13 protein-coding genes are annotated in these 17,973 nt (G+C 65.8%); 10 read left to right on the top strand and 3 right to left on the bottom strand.

What is annotated here, in order from left to right:
* Positions 1 to 4: 4 nt before the first annotated feature.
* Positions 5 to 3,019 (bottom strand): TonB-dependent receptor, encoded by a 3,015-nt coding sequence (locus FHT09_RS12295; RefSeq protein ID WP_104605840.1) that lies wholly within the window; start codon positions 3,017 to 3,019, stop codon positions 5 to 7.
* Between the two features lie 253 nt (positions 3,020 to 3,272).
* Between FHT09_RS12295 and FHT09_RS12290 the strand changes: the two genes are divergently transcribed.
* From FHT09_RS12290 to FHT09_RS12275, 4 genes are all read left to right on the top strand, one after another.
* Entirely contained in the window at positions 3,273 to 3,962 is a 690-nt protein-coding gene (locus FHT09_RS12290) for a glutathione binding-like protein (protein WP_104605868.1), read from the top strand.
* A gap of 213 nt (positions 3,963 to 4,175) precedes the next feature.
* On the top strand, positions 4,176 to 6,404 hold the full coding sequence (locus FHT09_RS12285; protein ID WP_181141283.1) for a S9 family peptidase: 2,229 nt from the start codon (positions 4,176 to 4,178) through the stop codon (positions 6,402 to 6,404).
* 164 nt (positions 6,405 to 6,568) lie between these two features.
* On the top strand, positions 6,569 to 7,042 hold the full coding sequence (locus FHT09_RS12280; RefSeq protein ID WP_258077198.1) for a cytochrome c oxidase assembly factor 1 family protein: 474 nt from the start codon (positions 6,569 to 6,571) through the stop codon (positions 7,040 to 7,042).
* A gap of 68 nt (positions 7,043 to 7,110) precedes the next feature.
* Entirely contained in the window at positions 7,111 to 8,895 is a 1,785-nt protein-coding gene (locus FHT09_RS12275) for a DUF885 domain-containing protein (RefSeq protein ID WP_104605838.1), read from the top strand.
* 819 nt (positions 8,896 to 9,714) lie between these two features.
* Here the strand turns inward: FHT09_RS12275 and FHT09_RS12270 are convergent.
* On the bottom strand, positions 9,715 to 10,161 hold the full coding sequence (locus FHT09_RS12270) for a hypothetical protein (protein ID WP_104605837.1): 447 nt from the start codon (positions 10,159 to 10,161) through the stop codon (positions 9,715 to 9,717).
* Positions 10,162 to 10,362: 201 nt separating this feature from the next.
* On the opposite strand from FHT09_RS12270, the gene FHT09_RS12265 reads away from it, so the two are divergent.
* The 3 genes from FHT09_RS12265 (at position 10,363) to FHT09_RS12255 (ending at position 14,723) form a co-directional block, all read left to right on the top strand.
* Positions 10,363 to 10,605 carry a hypothetical protein gene (locus FHT09_RS12265; protein WP_005989387.1) on the top strand — a complete coding sequence of 81 codons (243 nt, stop codon included), beginning with the start codon at positions 10,363 to 10,365 and terminating at the stop codon, positions 10,603 to 10,605.
* 262 nt (positions 10,606 to 10,867) lie between these two features.
* Positions 10,868 to 11,857, top strand: coding sequence for a porphobilinogen synthase (hemB, locus tag FHT09_RS12260; protein ID WP_024939082.1), 990 nt, complete (start codon positions 10,868 to 10,870; stop codon positions 11,855 to 11,857).
* A 346-nt stretch (positions 11,858 to 12,203) separates the two neighbouring features.
* The gene (locus FHT09_RS12255) at positions 12,204 to 14,723 is read left to right on the top strand and encodes a sulfite reductase flavoprotein subunit alpha (RefSeq protein WP_104605836.1); all 2,520 of its coding nucleotides are present in this window, start codon (positions 12,204 to 12,206) and stop codon (positions 14,721 to 14,723) included.
* 840 nt (positions 14,724 to 15,563) lie between these two features.
* On the opposite strand, the gene FHT09_RS12250 is transcribed toward FHT09_RS12255, so the two are convergent.
* Positions 15,564 to 16,445, bottom strand: a complete 882-nt coding sequence (locus FHT09_RS12250; protein WP_104605834.1) for a PD40 domain-containing protein — start codon at positions 16,443 to 16,445, stop codon at positions 15,564 to 15,566.
* A 52-nt stretch (positions 16,446 to 16,497) separates the two neighbouring features.
* On the opposite strand from FHT09_RS12250, the gene aroE reads away from it, so the two are divergent.
* Genes aroE through FHT09_RS12235 form a run of 3 tightly spaced genes read left to right on the top strand, consistent with a single transcriptional unit; the run spans position 16,498 to position 17,946 of the window.
* A complete protein-coding gene (gene aroE / locus FHT09_RS12245) occupies positions 16,498 to 17,349 on the top strand; it encodes a shikimate dehydrogenase (RefSeq protein WP_047130032.1) in 852 nt (283 codons plus the stop codon).
* Positions 17,339 to 17,713, top strand: a complete 375-nt coding sequence (locus FHT09_RS12240) for a hypothetical protein (protein WP_047130031.1) — start codon at positions 17,339 to 17,341, stop codon at positions 17,711 to 17,713. Before aroE ends, FHT09_RS12240 begins: the two co-directional genes overlap by 11 nt.
* Entirely contained in the window at positions 17,710 to 17,946 is a 237-nt protein-coding gene (locus FHT09_RS12235) for a hypothetical protein (protein ID WP_024939078.1), read from the top strand. Before FHT09_RS12240 ends, FHT09_RS12235 begins: the two co-directional genes overlap by 4 nt.
* The last annotated feature ends 27 nt before the right edge of the window (positions 17,947 to 17,973 follow it).

Here is a 17,973-nt window from a genome sequence, read left to right as displayed (position 1 = left end):
GGCATCACCAGAACTTGTAACGCACGCCCAGCATGTAGCGTGGGCCGGTCTGGGTGGCGTAGATGATCTGGTTCGGGTGCCGGCCGTGCTGGCGCTGCACCTCGTCGGTGAGGTTGATCGCCTCCAGGCTCAGCGACAGGTTCTCGGTCCACTGGTAGCCGATGCTCAGATCCAGCTGGCCATAGGCTTCGGTATAGACCGGATTGGGCTGGCCGCTGCCATCGAAGCGCGCGGCCAGGAATTCGTCGCGCCAGTTGTAGGCCGCACGCACCTGCCACTTGTCCCTGTCGTAGAAGCCGACCACGTTGGCCGAGTCGCTCAGCCCTTCCAGCGCAAACTGCTCGCCGATCACGTAGTTGTCGTAGGTCAGGCCGGAGTCGACCATGGTGTAGTTGGCCGACACGCCGAAGCCGCTGGCGCCGAACATGTGCTGCAGGTTGAGCTCCCAACCGTCCAGTGAGGCCGAGCGCTGGTTGGCCGGCGCGGTGATGGCGAAGTTGGCCACCGGATCGCCCGGCTGCCCGCTGATCACACCGGTGGCGTTGCCGTTGGAATCGTCCTGCCCGCGCACCACACCGGGCGCACCGCCGCGGTTGCGGAAGATGTAGTTGCGGATGCAGGTCAGGTCGGCCGAGGCGCAGCCGTTGCCCAGCGCTTCGTTCCAGTACGCACCACCCACCGGCGTGTTCAAGCCCAGCGAGGCATCGTTGCGCGTGGTTACGCCGATGTAGTTGTCGATGTTCTTGCGGAAGAAGCCCACCGAGGCGTAGCTGGCATCGCTGTAGTACCACTCCAGCGACAGGTCGATGTTGTGCGAGAGCAGCGGCTTGAGGCCGGGATTGCCTTCCTGGCCGGTGCCGCCTTCCAGGCGCGCGATCTGGTTGAGCGTCTGCCCACCCTGGATATCGCCCCAGCCGGGCCGGCCGATGGTTTCACCGTAGCTGCCGCGCAGCACCAGATCCTCGGTGAGCTTGAAGCTCAGGTCCAGGCTGGGCAGCCAGTACTCGTACTTGCCGTTGCCGCTGGCGAACGCAGAGTCGGCCAGGCGGATCGGCAACTCGTTGTTGGCGACCCAGTCGATGCCCACCGCCACCGGCACCAGCGCCTGCGCGTCCACCTTGGTTTCTTCGTAGCGCACACCGGCGGCCAGGCTGATCGGCACGCGCAGATCGTCCCAGCTGTTGTTCCACTGCAGGTAGGCGTTCTTGGATTTTTCGGTCACGCGGCGGTCGGTGGTGAATACCGGCGAGGTGCGGTACAGCGCCTCGTCGCCGGCCACCTGCGCGGCAGCCTGGCGAGCACGTTCGAAGTCGAACAGGAACAGCTGGTTGAACTGCGCCGGATTGCCGCTGCCGTCGATCGCATCGAAGTACTGCGCGAACGAACTGGGGATCCACAGATCGTCCGGATAATCGGCCGCGGTGCCGGCACCGCCCCAGGTGTCGCGCTGCACGTTGGAGAACGCCGAGCGGTTTTTGACCTCGGTGCTGCCGATGCCGAACTTCAACTGCGAATAGTTTTCGAAGGTGAAGTCGCCGTTGACCTGGGCCTGGTCGATCTCCGACTTCATGTAGCTGTTGCGGAACGCCGAGCCGGTGACCAGCGTGCGCGACGGATCCAGCCCGGTCAGGCCAAAGCCCAGCTGCTGCTGCAACACCGGGAAATCCTTGCTGAAATCCACCACCGAGGTGCCGCGGTAAAAACCGGACACGCCCAGCGAGTTGCTCGAGCCGTACGGGCTGTCCGCGCCGGCTTCGGCGGTGGAGCGGTGGATGTCGAAGTTGAGCTTGAACTGATCGTTGACCGCCCAATCCACGTTGAAACCCAGCGACTTGTTCTGGTTGCGCGTGGCCGCATTGGAGCCGGCGGTGGCCAGATCGCTGGTGGCCGGATTGACGATTTCCGAATAGGTCACCGGCCCGGCGACCGGGCCATTGGTCCAGGCGCTGGCCGACGGCCCATAGTTGAACCACACCGACATCTCGTTGCGCTGCTGCTGGATCTTGTTTTCCGAATAGGTGTAATCCAGCGTCGTGGTGACGTTGTCCAGCGGCTTGTACTGCAGCGTCAACTGGCCGTTGGTACGTTGGCGCTCCACGCCGACCACGCGGTAGTTGAGGTTCTGCGGCACCGAATAGATATCGTTCGGGCCGGGGCGGTTGACGATGTTCTCCGAGCCCGGCGTACCTGGCTGCGGGATGGTGCCGTAGGCGGTGGAATCGCCGCGGAACGAACGCCAGCCGTTGGGCACGCCGACCTGGCTGTAGCCGAAGTCGCGTTCCTGGTAGCTACCGCTCAGCGACACGCCGAAGCGTCCGTCGGCCGAGGTGTTGCTGAAGATGCCGGAGATTTCCGGTGTCAGCGAATCGCCCTGCAGGCGTCCGGGCAGATTCTCGTTGGAACTGTCGTGCACGCCCTTGAGGCCGACGTTGGCATGCAGGCCCGGGTTGTCCAGCGGCCGGGCCGTCTTGATGTTGATGGTCGCACCGATGCCGCCGGTGGGCGTGCTGGCGCGGCTGGTCTTGAACACTTCGATGCCGGAGATCGACTCCGATGCGAGGTTGGCGAAGTCGAACGCGCGTGAGTTGGAGGCGTTGGATTCCTCGATGCTGGCGCCCGGCATCTGCCGGCCGTTCAACAGCACCAGGTTGAAGTCCGGCCCGACGCCGCGCACGGTGACGCGCGAGCCTTCGCCCAGCGAACGGTCGATCGACACGCCGCTGATGCGTTGCAGCGATTCGGCCAGGTTGGTATCGGGGAACTTGCCGATGTCCTCGGCCACGATGCCGTCGACGATGCCTTGCGCATCGCGCTTGACGTTCATCGACGAGGTCAGGCTGCCACGGATGCCGGTGACCTGCACCGCATCGAGCGTGGCAGGATCGGCCTGGCCCGCGCCGGGGACGGTGGATGCGGACTGCGGTGCCGGCGCGGTCTGCGCGGCCAGTGGCGTCGACAGGGCAAACAGCAGGGCAGACGTCAGACGCCGCGTGCGCGGCAGGGTGCGTGGCTCTCTCACGATGATTCCTTCCCCAAATGAAGATAAGCCGGCCCCAGGCGGGACAGGCGAAGGTCGATGAAACAATCGAGCATTTGTGAGCGCAGCCTTAACCAAGTCAACTTGCACTGCAGCATCGGCCACGAGCCAATCGCGTCACACATCGTTCCAATCAGCGCTACGGCAGGCGCACGCGCAGGTAGCTGGCTTGGTCGTACTATCGGCCGTCAAGGCGCGCGGCCGCGTGCCATCCCCTGCCGAACTGGAGCGCACGATGATCGACCTGTACTACTGGCCCACCCCCAATGGCCACAAGGTCACCTTGTTCCTGGAAGAAGCCGGGCTGGAGTACACGCTCAAGCCGGTCAACATCGGCAAGGGCGAGCAGTTCGAGCCGGCCTTCCTGCAGATTTCGCCCAACAACAAGATGCCGGCGATCGTCGACCACGCACCGTCCGACGGCGGCCCCCCGCAGAGCGTGTTCGAATCCGGCGCCATCCTGCTGTATCTGGCCGAGAAGACCGGCCGCTTCTTGCCGCGCGACGCGCGCGGCCGCATTGCCGCGCTGGAATGGCTGTTCTGGCAGATGGGCGGGCTGGGGCCGATGAGCGGCCAGATGGGCCACTTCAGCGTCTATGCGCCGGAAAAGATTCCCTACGCGATCGAACGCTACAACGCCGAGGTGCGTCGCCTGCATGGCGTGCTCGACAAGCGCCTGGCCGAGCACGCGTTCCTGGCCGGCCCGGAGTACGGCATCGCCGACATGGCCAGCTATCCCTGGATCGAGGTTTATGGCGACCTCCGCCCCGATTACGCCGAGTTCCCGCATCTGAAGCGCTGGCACGACGCCATCGCCGCGCGCCCGGCCACGCAACGTGCGTATGCGCTGAAGGAGCAGGTCAACCCCAACGCCGGCAAGCCGCTGAGCGAGGAAGAGCGCAAGCATCTGTTCGGCAAGCGCTGAGGGTGCAGTAGCAAAAACAGCGCACGTACAGCAATTCAACACGGCGCCTGAGCCCCGCTCCCTCCGGGAGAGGGGTTGGGGTAAGGGTACGGTCCGCGCGCCTAGCGCCGCGTGCACAAAATGGCAGGACGTCCACGCGCGCCATCAGCCGCCGCGCTTCTCAAACACCCCACGCGCCCGCATCCTGTGCGTTATCTCACGACAGGATCTTCGATGCGCGCCCTGTTCGCCGCCCTTGCCCTCATGCTCAGCACGATCACCACCGCCCACGCCGAAAAACTCACCCTCGACGCCATCACCGGCCCGTTGCCGTTGTCCGGCCCGACGTTGATGAAACCCAAGGTCGCCCCCGACGGCTCGCGCGTGAGCTTCCTGCGCGGCAAGGACAGCGACCGCAATCAACTGGATCTGTGGGAGTACGACATCGCCAGCGGCCAGACCCGCCTGCTGGTCGATTCCAAAATCGTCCTGCCCGGCACCGAAACGCTCAGCGATGTCGAAAAGGCACGCCGCGAGCGCCAACGCATCGCCACCTTCGCCGGCATCGTCGATTACCAATGGGCGCCGGACGCACATGCACTGTTGTTCCCGCTCGGTGGCGAACTGTATCTGTACGACCTGCGCAAGACCGGCGCGGCGGCAGTGCGCAAGCTCACCCACGGCGAAGGCTTCGCCACCGACGCCAAGCTCTCGCCCAGGGGCGGCTTTGTCAGCTTCGTGCGCGAGCGCAACCTGTGGGTGATCGACCTGGCCAGCGGCAAGCAGCTGCAGCTCACCAGCGACGGCAGCGAGACCATCGGCAACGGCGTGGCCGAGTTCGTCGCCGACGAGGAAATGGATCGCCACACCGGCTACTGGTGGGCGCCGGACGACTCGGCGATCGCCTTCGCGCGTATCGACGAATCCGGCGTGCCGGTGCAAAAGCGCCCGGAAGTCTATGCCGACCACACCGAGGTCATCAGCCAGCGCTATCCGCAGGCCGGCCAGCCCAATGTGGCCGTGCGACTGGGTGTGATCGCACCGCGCGCCAACGCTGCGCCGCGCTGGATCGAGCTGGGCAATAACCCCGATATCTATCTGGCACGGGTGGATTGGCGCGATGCGCAGCGGCTGACCTTCCAGCGCCAGTCGCGCGACCAGAAAACCCTCGAGCTGATCGAAACCACGCTGGCCAGCGGCGAGCAGCGCGTGCTGGTCACCGAGACCTCGCCGACCTGGGTGCCGCTCCACAACGATCTGCGTTTTCTCAAGGACGGTCGCTTTATCTGGAACTCCGAGCGCAGCGGCTACGAACATCTGTATGTGGCATCGGAAGACGGGCGCACGCTCACGCCGCTGACCTCCGGCGCCTGGGTGGTCGATGCACTGCTCGCCGTCGATGAGCAAGCCAGCACGGTGTATTTTTCCGCCAGCAAGGAATCGCCGACCCAGGCCCACCTCTACGCCGTGCCGCTGGCCGGCGGTGCGATCGAACAACGTTCGACAACCCACGGCACGCACGCCGCCAGTTTCGCCGGCAATGCCAGCGTGTATGTCGATACCTGGTCCAACACCGCCACGCCGCCGCAGATCGAGCTGTTCCATGCCAATGGCGAAAAGATCGCCACACTGCTGAAGAACGATCTGGCCGATCCGCAGCACCCGTATGCCAGATACCGCGATGCGCAGCGCCCGGTGGAATTCGGCACGCTCACCGCTGCCGACGGCACCACGCCGCTGCAGTATCGGCTGATCAAACCGGACAACTTCGACCCGGCCAAGCGCTATCCGGTGGTGGTGTACGTGTATGGCGGCCCCGCCGCGCAGACCGTGCTCGATGCCTGGCCGAGCCGTGGCGATGCGCTGTTCGATCAGTACCTTGCCCAGCGCGGCTATGTGGTGTTCTCGCTGGACAACCGCGGCACGCCGCGGCGTGGCCGCGCCTTCGGTGGCGCGCTGTATGGCAGGCAGGGCACCGTCGAAGTGGACGATCAATTGCAGGGTGTGGCCTGGCTCAAGGCGCAGCGCTGGGTCGATCCCACACGCATCGGCGTGCAGGGCTGGTCCAACGGCGGCTACATGACGCTGATGCTGCTGGCCAGGCACAGCGAGGCCTATGCCTGCGGTGTGGCCGGCGCACCGGTCACCGATTGGGGGCTGTACGACACCCATTACACCGAGCGTTACATGGACCTGCCGGCCGGCAATGCCGACGGCTACCGCGACGCACGCATCGCCACTCATCTGGACGGCCTGCGCGCCAAGCTGCTGCTGATCCACGGCATGGCCGACGACAACGTGCTGTTCACCAACTCCACCGCGCTGATGAGCGCGTTGCAGGCGCGTGGCACCGCCTTCGAATTGATGACCTATCCCGGCGCCAAGCACGGCTTGTCCGGCAGCACTGCCTTGCATCGTTACAAGACCGCAGAGGCATTCATCCAGCGCTGTCTGACGCCCTGAGCGGCCGACAACCGGGTGCCAGGGCGCGCGCGAACAGCAGTGGTAAAGTGGCCGCCGATGCCTAGCATCGGCAACATCCGGCGGCGTTGGTCGCGCTGTGGCGTTGTTCGTCGCTCGCCCCACCTGCAGTCGTGCGCCAACCGCTGGTCTACAAGGACGTTGCCATGTCATCGCCGCCGCCGATTCCCGCTGCATCGCCTCGCACGCTGCAATCGCCCAACGTCTGGAGCCGGCACTGGAAGTGGATCGTCCCCGGCATCGGCGTGGCGCTGTTCCTGCTGCTGGCCTTGGCGATTGGCGGGTTGCTCTCGGTGGTTGCCGCAACGCTGAAGTCCAGCGATGTGTACCGCGATGCGCTTTGCATCGCGCGTGCCGATGCGCGCGTGACCCGGGCGCTGGGGACACCGGTCGAGGACGCGTTCCTGCCCAATGGCAGTATCCGCTACACCGGTCAGGCAGGAGACGCCCGCTTCAGCGTGGACCTGCACGGGCCGCGCGGCGAGGGAAGCCTGCAGGTGGACGCCACCCGCAGGCACGGGCAATGGCGCTACCAAACGCTGACATTCGCCAGCGGACAGGCCGATCCAATCAACCTGGTAGCTGACCCGCAAGCGCCGCCGCAACCCTGCGGGCCATGACCTAAGACGCATTGCCGCCACCGCTGCGGATGGGTAGGGTCGCGCTACTCAACTTGCGGATCCGCCCCATGAAACCACTCGTTCTCGCCGTTGCGCTGGCGCTCGGTGCTTCGCTGCCATTGCAGGCACAGCCCGGTAAAACCGCGCAGGCCCAGCCCGCCACGCCGGCCTGGGTGCAGACCAGCAACGGCTACGCACAGATCCTGCTGAACGCGCAGGCGCCGTTCCAGCCCGAATACGCCAGCTTCTTCGGCGTGCCCGGCTACGACGACCAGGTCATCGACCTGGGGCCAAACAACACCGCGCGCTACCGCGATGCGATGAGCAAGGCGCGCGCTGCGTTGCAGGCCAAGCTGGCCACCGAGCGCGACGTCAATGTGCGCCAGGACCTGCAGATCATGATCGCTGCGGCCGAGCAGAACATCGCAGGCAGCGAACTCAACGAGCGCTATCTGCTGCCGTGGAACGACGCCCCACAGCTGGTCTTCAGCGGCCTCAATGGATTGCTGTCCGACCAGACCGTGCCCGAGCGCCGCGCCAAGGCGCTGGATCGCCTCAAGCGCTACGTCGGCCTGGTGCCGGGCAGCACGCCGACCACCACACTGGCCCGCCAGCGCTACGAAGAACAGCTTGGCAACACCGCCTTGCTGCAGCCCACCCGGCGCGAAGTGGAGCAGGCGCTGGCGAATGTGGATACCTACGTCGCCGGCATCGGCGAGTTGTTCGCCAAGTACAAGATCGCCGGCGGCGACGAAGCGCTCAAGGCGATGTCCACCCAGTTGAAGGATTACGCCAGCTGGACCCGTACCACGGTACTGCCGAAGGCGCGCAAGGACACCCGCCTGCCCGAACCGCTGTATGCCTTCCAGCTCAAGCAGGTCGGCATCGATATCGGCCCGCAGCAGCTGATCCAGCGCGCGCAGCTGGAATTCATGGAAACCCGCTCGGCGATGCGTCCGCTGGCGCCGCTGGTGGCCAAGGCCAAGGGCGTGCAGGGCAGCGATTATGTGCAGGTGATCCGTGCGCTCAAGGGCAACAAGATCGCCGACGACCAGCTGGAAACCCACTACCGCAGCGTGATCGACCGGATCGACCCGATCATCCGTCAGCAGCGCATCGTCGATGTGCCCAACCGCCCGATGCAGATGCGCCTGGGCAGTGCGGCCGAAAGTGCTGCGCAACCGGCGCCGCACTTCTTGCCGGCACCGCTGATCGGCAATACCGGCCAGCAGGGCCAGTTCGTGCTGCCGCTGGGTAACCCGACCGCAGACGGCGCCAAGAAGGAACAGTACGACGACTTCAACTTCGGCTCGGCCGCTTGGACGCTCAGCGCGCACGAAGGCCGCCCCGGACACGAGCTGCAGTTCACCGCCATGGTCGAACGCGGCGTGTCGCTGGCGCGCAGCCTGTTTGCATTCAACTCGGTCAACGTTGAAGGCTGGGCGCTGTATGCCGAAGCCGAAATGGTCCCGTACGAACCGCTCGACGGTCAGCTGATCGCCCTGCAGTTCCGCCTGCTGCGCGCCGCCCGCGCGATGCTCGACCCGATGCTCAACCTCGGCCTGATCGACCGCGAACGCGCGCGCCAGGTGCTCGAAGACGACGTCGGCCTCTCGCCAGCGATGGCTCGCCAGGAACTGGACCGCTACACCGTCCGCGCGCCCGGGCAGGCCGGCAGCTACTTCTACGGTTACACCCGTATCCTCGAACTGCGCATGCGCACCGAGCTGGTCCTGGGCAAGAAGTTCGACCGCCTGGCCTTCAACAACTTCCTGCTCGACCAGGGCCTGCTGCCACCGGACCAGCTGGCCAAGGCGGTGGAAACGCAGTTTGTTCCAGCGCAGCAGAAGTAAGCTCAGCAGGGTTTGCCGAACTGATTATTCTGCGCGGTTCAAGTGCTAAAACTAAGGCGCGGCCCTGAAGGCCGCGCCGATTTAATGAATAGCGCTACTCGGAGTTGCAGCCAGTTAAGGCAATACAGCTTCATTCGGAATAGAAAGAGAGTGACCTGCGCGCTGGCGAGAAGGTCTCACTGATAAGCCACCGCACAATTAATGAGCGAATGGAACATTCTCGGGTCGCTTCTGACCTGTCCACTTTCCTTGCTTCTTTGCTTGCGGACAAATGCTCTGATATTGCGCAAGCGCAGTGATGGCAGTCGGCGTCCAGGCCTGGAGGCACACTGGGCCGGCACAGCAAGGTGACGGACTGGGGAACAGGCAATATCCAGGTACGGCAACCCAGGTCGCGCTAATCGGATCTACCGGTATCCAATTCTTGTCTTCGTCTTTACAGCCCTGCGTACAGAAGACGAACGGATCGTCAGAGCGACAAACAAGCGTGACTCCCTTCTTCTGCGCCGCGGCTTCGCCCACAAAGCACATCGCCAACATCAACATCCATATCCAGCTTTTCATGACGATTCCTTAGATGACTGAGGCCAACGACTGCACTCTGCCAAGATCAAGTGAACAAGCGCAGTAGAAAGGAAGCCTGGCACGCAAGGCTCAGGCGGTCCCAACCTGGCTGCCGCCAAAGGATACTGCATCCGATTTGGGGTTTCACTACAAGTCGGCTCGGTGCGCCTCTTGCCAGAAGCGCCCACAAAAACGCCCAGCATTTCGTTACTAGGAGTTTTGCTGACGAAGGCATCCGAATCCGAGACAGGCGGTTCATTGGCCAGGCGGAGAGCGAGTGGCATCGCTAGCCCCCGCCGGCACCCAGATCGCCATGCCCGCCGCGCGTTTCTGGGTAGTCGGGATGCCGATGCCCAGCCCGCCGCCGACGCGGCCGCCGTAACTGCCGCCGCCGACCGACAGGCCGCCGCCGGAGCGTTCCGAGCCCACCCCGACGATGACCACGCCGTTGGCGCCGAGCTTGGCGGCCTCACGCTTGAGACGTTGCACGGCCGCATCGGTCTGGCCCTGGGTGCCGAAGCCGGCAGCGCTGGTGGATTCGAGCTGGGCGATCTCCACCGAGCCAGCCGGTGCGTTGGAATATACCCGCACCAGCGCCGGGTCGATCGGCGCGCGCGCCTGGCCCAGCATCACCTTGGAACTGCTGGCGCAACCGGCCAGGAGCATGGCTAGCGCAGCGGCGATGACGACATGCTTGTTCATGGTGTGGGCCCTGTTGACGATGATGGTAGCGATGATCCGGCGCCCGGACTGAATCGCTCCGGACTTTGCCGCACCCTAGCCATGCCCACGTGAGGCTACCGCCAAGCCGCCATTGGTCAGGGTGACCATCTGCCCACAGCGTCTTGGCGGGCGCGGCGCTAAGCTGATGCCATTCTTTAAATGGCGAGGTGGCACGTGGGATTGATCAGCCTGCTGTGGGGCATTGTGGCGCTGCTGTGGATGGTGCTGGCCTTCATCCCGCTGCTGGGCTGGGGCAACTGGTTCCTGATTCCGTTCGCGGCGGTGGGCGCGCTGATCGCGGCGATCGCGCTGCTGTTCACCTCGGCCGGCAATCGCGGGCGTGCCAAGACCGGCTTGCTGCTCAACGGCCTGGTGATCGTGGTCGGGGTGATCCGTCTGAGCCTGGGCGGCGGCGTGATCTAGCACGCGGCATTGCCTTCCAAGCAGGCCGCGCGATCTCGAAGCGCTGTGTACCTGCTGGCGATGGAGACAATCGACGCGTGGCACCGCCGCCAGCCGGACACACTCCCCATGGTGAGCTGACCGTGTGGTCCAGGCGGATCACGCTTGCATTTGCATTGATCGCAGCGTGATCCGGCCCGTTGCAGCGCTGCGACACAGCGTCGCAGCGCGTCCGGCGACGGATCGCGGGCGTAAACTTGCGGGCTGCTGACAGGAGCCCCCGATGGCCCATCCCCACTACCGTCCCCGGCGCATGCGCCACGATGCGTTCTCGCGTCGCCTGATGCGCGAAAACACGCTGACCACCGATGACCTGATCTGGCCGGTGTTCGTGCACGAGTTGTCCGGCCGCGCGCCGATCGCGTCCATGCCCGGCGTCGAGCGTCTGTCGTTGGACGAATTGCTGCGCGAAGCCGAAGCGGCCCTGGAGCTGGGTATTCCGGTGATCGACCTGTTCCCGGTGATCGACCCGGCCGGCAAGAGCCTGGACGCGGCCGAGGCGTGGAATCCGGACGGCCTGGCGCAGCGTGCGGTACGTGCGCTGAAAGCGCGGTTTCCCGAACTCGGCATCATGACCGACGTGGCGCTGGACCCGTACACCACGCACGGCCAGGACGGCATCATCGACGCCAAGGGCTATGTGCTCAACGAGATCACCGTCGAGGCGTTGGTCAGGCAATCGCTGTCGCATGCCGAAGCCGGTGTGGACATCATTTCGCCGTCGGACATGATGGATGGCCGCATCGGTGCGATCCGTCGCGCGCTGGACGCGCAGGACCACCTCAACGTGCGCATCATGGCCTACTCGGCCAAGTACGCCTCGGCGTTCTACGGCCCGTTCCGCGATGCGGTCGGCAGCGCCGGCAATCTGGGCAAGGCCGACAAGACCACCTATCAGATGGACCCGGCCAACAGCGACGAGGCCATGCGTGAGATCGCGCTGGACCTGGAAGAGGGCGCGGACATGGTGATGGTCAAGCCGGGCATGCCGTACCTGGACGTGGTGCGCCGGGTGAAGCAGGAATTCCGCGTGCCGACCTTCGCCTATCAGGTCAGCGGCGAGTACGCGATGCTCAAGGCCGCCGCCGCCAATGGCTGGCTGGACGAACGCAAGTGCGTGCTGGAAGCGCTGATGGCGTTCAAGCGCGCCGGCGCCGATGGCGTGCTGACCTATTTCGCGCCGCAGGTGGCGCGCTGGTTGCGGGAAGGCTGAGTGCGGTGAGGCGGTGCTGTGACGCCTCCCAGGCGGGTAATCGGCGCTTGCAGGCTTGGCGTGATTCGAAAGACGCAATGATCCCGCAGGCCGCGTTGTCTCGCGGCCTGTGCTTCGTACGGCGTGCTGCAACCTGCTGGATGAGCAAGGATCGTGCAGCGCAGGCGGCTTTGGTCAGTCTGCCTTCCGCGGATCAGCGGGTACCGGCGTCGCTGCAATGAACGAGTGACAGGCCCATCGTTGCGTGATCGCGTCGCGTCAATGACGCAAGCCTCAAATCGCCACGCAAACTGCGATAACGATTCTCATCTACAATGGCGGGCCCACTGTTGCAGGCTGCTCGCGCGTGCTTAAGACCGCCCTGTTCCAATTGCACTGGCTGCTCGGCATCACGGCCGGGCTGGTGCTGTCGGTGATGGGGCTGACCGGCGCGTTGATGTCCTTCGAAGACGAGATCGTGCGGCTGGCCAATCCGGCCATCGCACAGCTGGCACAACGGCATACGGCAGGCGAGCGGCCATTGCCGGTGAATGTGCTGCTGCGCCGGCTCGATCTGGATCGACAACAGGCGGTCACCCGCATGCTGATCGATCCGACCGGCAAGCGCCCGTCCACCGCACGCCTGGCCGGCAAGGGCGGCGGCCGGGTGTATTTCGATCCGTATACCGGGGAGAAAGTTGCCGCTCCGCGGCTGAGCGGCGCGTTTGCCTTTATCGAGGACCTGCATCGCCATCTGACCGCGGGCAAGCGCGGCCAGGCGGTGACCGGTGCAAGCACCCTGATCCTGCTGTTCTTCTGCGCCTCCGGCCTGTATCTGCGTTGGCCGCGACGCTGGTGGAGTCTGCGCACCTGGTGGGCGGTGGAGTGGCGACGGCAGGGGCGCAGTTTTCTGTGGAGCCTGCATGCGGTGTTCGGTACCTGGTGTCTGCTGGTGTACCTGCTGGTGGCGCTGACCGGGCTGACCTGGTCCTACAACTGGTACCGCGACGGCGTGGTGGCCTTGCTCGGCACCGAGCCGGCGATGCGTGGCGACGGGCGCGATCATCGCCCCGCCACGGTGGATTTCGCAGCCGTGCAGCGCACCCTGGATGCCATCCCGGGCACGCACGGCACGGCACTGGACCTGCGTATTCCGCCGCGTGCGGGTGAACCGCTGAGCGTGCGGTTCCTGCCCGATCATCCCGATCACGATCGCGCCTACGACAATCTGGAGATCGAGCCGGGCAGCGGTGCGTTGCAGCGTCGTCAGGACTATGCACTGCTGCCGCGCGGCCAGCAGTTGCTGGTGAGCATGTTTCCGCTGCACTCGGGCAGTTTCTTCGGGCTGCCGGGCCGCATCGTGGTGATGCTGGCCAGTGTCGGCATGTCGGTGTTCTTCGTGACCGGTTGGATGCTCTATCTGGATCGCCGCCGCAAGAAGCGCGCGCTGCGTGCCGCGCGCGATGTCCTGCACGGTGCACCTGCGGCCTCGCAAGCCGAGCCGTGGTTGATCGGGTTCGCCAGCCAGAGCGGGTTTGCCGAACGGCTGGCCTGGCAGGCGGCCGCGCATCTGCAGGCCGCCGGTCTGCCGGTGCAGGTGCGCTCGCTGGCACAGCTCACCGCGCAGCATCTGCAGGGCTCACGGCATGCCTTGTTCGTGGTCAGCACCTTCGGCGATGGCGAGCCGCCGGACACCGCGCGCAGCTTCGAGCGCGAACTGTTGCGCCAGCGCATGACGCTGTCGCAGCTGACCTATGCCGTGCTGGCCCTGGGCGACCGCCAGTACGCGCAGTTCTGCGGGTTTTCGCGACGCATCGAGCAGTGGCTGCAGGCGCAAGGCGCGCAGCCATTGTTTCCGGCAGTGGAGATGGACAACACCGATCCGCAGGCCCTGGCGCAATGGCATGCGCAGTTGGCGCAGATTGCCGGTGCGCCGGTGGCCGCCGTGCCGCTGGCACGCCCGACGCTGCTGCACTGGACGTTGGCGGCGCGCACGCATCTCAACCCGGGTAGCGAGGGAGCACCGATCTGGCAGATCGATCTGCTGCCACCGTCCGGCACGCAGTGGCAGGCCGGCGACATTCTCGAAGTGCAGCCGGCGCACGCCTACACGCACGTCCGCGCGTGCCTGGCTGCGTGGGGACTGCCGCCCGACGCGCTGGTGCATGTCGATGCGCAGTTGCTGCCGCTGCAGCAGGCCGTTGCCGAGCGCGTGCTGCCGGAGCCGCCCACGCGCCCGCCAACACCGCATCCGGATCCACAGAGCTGGCTGGACGCCTGCGCCTGGCTGCCGACCCGCGACTACTCGCTGGCCAGCGTGTCGGCCGATGGCGTTGCGACTGCAGTGGTACGCCTGACCACAGGTACCGACGGCAGCCCCGGTCTGGGCTCGGGCTGGCTGATCTGCCACGCACCCGTCGGTGGGCAGATACGCGCGCGGTTGCGCACCAACCCCGGCTTCCATCGCGTCGAACAGGCGCCGATGGTGTTGATCGGCAACGGCACCGGTATCGCCGGCTTGCGCAGTCTGCTGCGCGAAGCCGAGCTGGCCAGCGTGCACGGGCATTGGCTGCTGTTCGGCGAACGGCAGGCCGCGCACGATGGTCTGTTTGCCGACGAACTCCAGGCCTGGCATGCGCGTGGCCATCTGCAGCAGCTGGACCGGGTGTTCTCGCGCGACCAGGCGCACAAGCGCTACGTGCAGCATCACTTGCGCGAGACCGGCGACACCTTGCGCCACTGGATCGATCGCGGTGCGGTGATCCATGTCTGCGGCAGCCTGGACAGCATGGCGCGTGAGGTCGATGCCACACTGCGCGAATTGCTGGGCGAGGCGCGCCTGGAGTCGCTGACCGCAGCGGGACGTTATCGGCGCGATGTGTATTGAGCGCGGCCGTCGCCACTGCATCGCTGCGTTGGAGCGCTAACAAAAAATCTAGCGCGCAGTCGTCAGGCGTGGTGCGGATGGCGTGGAGGAACCGCGGGGAACGAGGTTTATATGCTGCTTCCTAGCGCAACTGTGCCCGTCTTGCAGTGAGCGCAGTGGTGTTCGTTGGCTGCATCCTGTTGCATGCAGGCGAGAGCCTGGTTGATCGAGGGCGCGATGCCCTCACCACTTCCGGGACACGCCGTGAATCCGTCCATGGAGGCTCCTTGGCGGCATCCATGCCGCCAAGGTTCCCGCAACCGGTAAGGACATCACGCTTGCCAAGTTGGTCGTGCGCTGACGGAACTGCAAAAGCGGGATGACTTAAGCGAGGTGACTTAACGCAGCGGCCTGGCCGCTTGTATGCATGTGTGGATGACTATTAGCGACAGGGGGCAAACCCAATCCACTTGCTGCCCGCCTTCGACGGAAAGTTTTGGAAATCAGACCACGTCTGCCAGATCACAAGGATCATGCAACCACCGCTGCATCTGACCGCCGGCTGCCGCTCCCGCTTCTGACCATGCATACCGACCATCTCGACTGGCCCTTGCCCGCTCACCGTCGCGGGACCTTACGCGGCATGGATGCCGCGTAAGAGCCTACAAGGACGTACTTGCGGCGTGTCCCGCGATGGTGGGCGGGCAAGGGCCCTGCGACCAAGCTTCAGATCAGCAGCCCTACAGTCAAACCTCAGATCAGCATCCCTGCAGCGTGACCCAGATCATCCGCTCTACAACAGCTTGGCGCGAAGTCGTATTCCCGGCAGCTCCTGGCCCGAGTCTGCGCACCCACCCATCCTCAACGGCAGCTCGTATCTCCATCCACCGCCGGCGCCTTCATCCGATAGATGTCCAACTGCCCCGCACGTGGCGCGCGCGCGCTGCCGGTCACCAGCAACTCGCCTGGCTTGGCCGCATCCACCACCGCACCGAAGGTGCGTTCCTGCGGCCCGTTGAACGACAGCGGCAATGCCTGGCCCACGGTGTAATGGCCGTTGTTGCAGGTCGCCAGCAATAACTGGCTGGGACCATTTTGCTGGCCGCGTGCCCATACCAGCCCCCGTCCATCGCCGAGCCAGGCCACATCCAGCTCGTCGGCAGCGCTGTTGATATCGCTCAGCGCCACCGGCGCGATGAAGGCCTGCCCCTCCCAGCGCGCCACGAAGATGTCCATGCCGCCGGCGCCGCCGTGGCCGTTGCTGGCGAACAACAGGCGCGTGCCGTCCAGCGACAGTGTCGGGGAACGCTCGTCGCCGCGGCTGTTGATCGCCGCGCCCAGCGATTGCACCGCACCGATCCGGCCCTGCGCGTCCACCGGCGCGCGATACAGGTCGGCGCCGCCGGCACCGCCAGGGCGGGTGGAGGCGAACAGCAGCCAGCGGCCATCGGCACTGAACAGCGGGGAGGTCTCGTCCTGCGCGGTGTTGATCGGCAGCACGTCTGCGTTCTGCCAGCGCCCGCCGCTCAACCGGGCCTGCCACAGATCCCAGCCCCCGCTGCCGCCGGCGCGGTCGCTGGCCCAGACGATGCGTTGCCCGTCCGGACTCAGCGTGGCGCGCGCTTCGTTGGCCGGGGTGGAGACCACGCCCATGCCTTCGATGCCGAATTCGGCAAGCCCCGACGCGGCGGGGACGCAGAGTAAACTTGCCGCCAGCGCGAGCAGTGTCCATCGAAGTTGCATGCGGGGTTCCTGCCTCAAGTCGCGCACAGTCTAGTCAACCAGAGAGCGTTTCATGCCCGTATCCCGTTATGCCGTGTTCGGTCACCCCGTCGCCCATTCGCTGTCGCCGGCCATCCATGCCGACTTCGGGAAGCAGACCGGCATCGCGCTGGACTACACCGCCATCGACGCACCGCCGGAAGAGTTCGCTGCCGCGCTGGAGCGCTTCGCCGACGAAGGCGGCAAGGGCGCAAACGTCACCCTGCCGCTGAAGGAAGCCGCCTTCGGGTTGTCGGCCAGCCTGAGCGATCGCGCGCGTCTGGCCGGTGCGGTCAACACGCTGGTGCGCAACGACGGGCAGTGGCAGGGCGACAACACCGATGGCGCCGGCCTGGTGCGTGATCTGACCGACCGCCACGGGCTGGATCTGCGTGGTCGCCGAGTGCTGCTGCTCGGCGCCGGTGGTGCCGCGCGCGGCGTGGCGCCGGCGCTGCTGGAAGCGGGCATCACCGAGATGGTGGTGGTGAACCGCTCGCCCGAGCGCGCCGATGCCTTGTGCGATGCGCTCGGCGAACCGGGGCGGGTGGTCTCGCGCTACATCGAAGACCTGCGCGATCTGGGCGACTTCGAACTGATCGTCAACGCCACCGCGGCTGGGCGCGATCGCGACGCCGGTGCGTTCGCCATGCCGCTGGGCCTGGTCAACAGCCTCACCGCAGCGGTCGATCTCAATTACGGCGCCACCGCCATCGCATTCCTGGCCTGGGCACGCGCGGCGCAATGCCGCTACGCCGTCGATGGCCTGGGCATGCTGGTGGAGCAGGCCGCCGAGAGTTTCTCGCTGTGGCACGGGGTGCGCCCGGACACCGACCCGGTCTACGCCGCGCTGCGCGCGCGCGAGGCCCTTCTGGTCAGTGCCGACTGAGGTGGGCAGCGTCACCGCCACCGATATCCTGCTGACGCTGGTCACCAGCCTGCTGTCGCGCGTGCCGATGCTGATCGCGTTGCTGCTCGGGCTGGTTCTGCTGTGGCGTGCCTCGCAAAGCCCGTTGCGGCGTACCGGGCTGGCCGCGCTCTGGCTGCTGCTGGGCTGCCTGTTTGCCGAGGTTGCCTTCCAGGCGATTCCGATGCTGTTGCTGCAGCAAGGCAATGTGCGTCAGATCAGCATGGTGGCCAGCATCGCCCACTTCGTGCTGATGGCGGTGCAAGGCGTGGGCATCGGCGTGCTGGTGTGGACGCTGGCAGGCAGCCTGCAACGCGTGCCGCCCGCCGCCGGCCCGCGCCCATGATTCCGCTCAAAGCCATCGCCCTGGTGGTGGTCGGGCTGGTCAGTGCCGGGCAGGGCGGGTGGACGCTGCTGCATCCGCAGGCGCTGGCTGCGGTCAATCGCGGTGGCCTGCTGTATGAACGCTTCGGGCCCACTGGCGTGGGCGCCGGCATGTTGCTGATGGGCGTCGCAATGGTAGTCATCGGACTGGTATGGGCGCGCCATGCATGGCCGCCGCGGACGCAAGGCCGCTGACACGAGGCGCGACGCTGCCTGCTCGTT

The sequence above is a fragment of the Xanthomonas sp. CFBP 8152 genome, assembly GCF_014199025.1.
Lineage (GTDB): Bacteria > Pseudomonadota > Gammaproteobacteria > Xanthomonadales > Xanthomonadaceae > Xanthomonas > Xanthomonas arboricola_B.
This window is presented reverse-complemented; position numbering and strand designations above follow the sequence as displayed.